General features: G+C 66.9%; 1 protein-coding gene. It reads left to right on the top strand.

Translation table 11 applies throughout. The features are described 5' to 3' along the window. A partial coding sequence (locus AC1DBN_RS21380) for a transketolase-like TK C-terminal-containing protein (RefSeq protein ID WP_477724187.1) occupies positions 1 to 845 on the top strand: 845 nt, incomplete at both ends.

Genomic DNA, 845 nt, shown 5'->3' with positions numbered 1-845 from the left:
CCCAAGGGCCAGAACTACCTCTCCGTGGACCGCGACCTCGTCCTGGCCTACAAGGAATCCCCCGCCGGCCAGCTCATCCACCCCGGCATCAACGAAGCCGGCGCCGTGGCAGCCTTCACCGCCGCCGGCACCGCCTACGCCACCCACGGCGTACCCCTGATCCCGGTCTACGTGTTCTACTCCATGTTCGGCTTCCAGCGCACCGGCGACGCCTTCTGGGCAGCAGCGGACCAAATGACCCGCGGCTTCATCATCGGCGCCACCGCAGGCCGGACCACCCTCACCGGCGAAGGCCTCCAACACGCCGACGGACACTCCCCCCTGCTGGCCTCCACCAACCCCGCAGTGGTCACCTACGACCCCGCCTACGGCTACGAAATGGGCCACATCATCCGCGACGGCCTCGAACGCATGTACGGGCCGGACTCGGATGACCGGAACCTGATGTACTACCTCACGGTGTACAACGAGCCGATTGTCCAGCCGGCAGAACCTGCCGAGCTCGACGTCGAAGGCGTGATCAAGGGCATCTACCTGCTCGCCCCGGCAAAGATCGACGGTCCGCGGACCCAGATCCTGGCCTCCGGCGTGTCAGTGCCCTGGGCCATCGAAGCCCAGCGCATCCTCGCCGAAGACTGGTCCGTCTCCGCCGACGTCTGGTCCGTCACCTCCTGGAACGAACTCCGACGCGACGGCCTCGCCGCCGAAGAAGAAGCCTTCCTCAACCCCGAACAACCCGCCCGGGTCCCGTTCGTCACCCAACAACTCGAAGGCGCCACCGGCCCCGTCGTCGCCGTCTCCGACTACATGAAAGCCGTCCCCGACCAGATCCGCCAATTCGTCCC

This window comes from Pseudarthrobacter sp. 10T415 (assembly GCF_056394175.1).
This window is presented reverse-complemented; position numbering and strand designations above follow the sequence as displayed.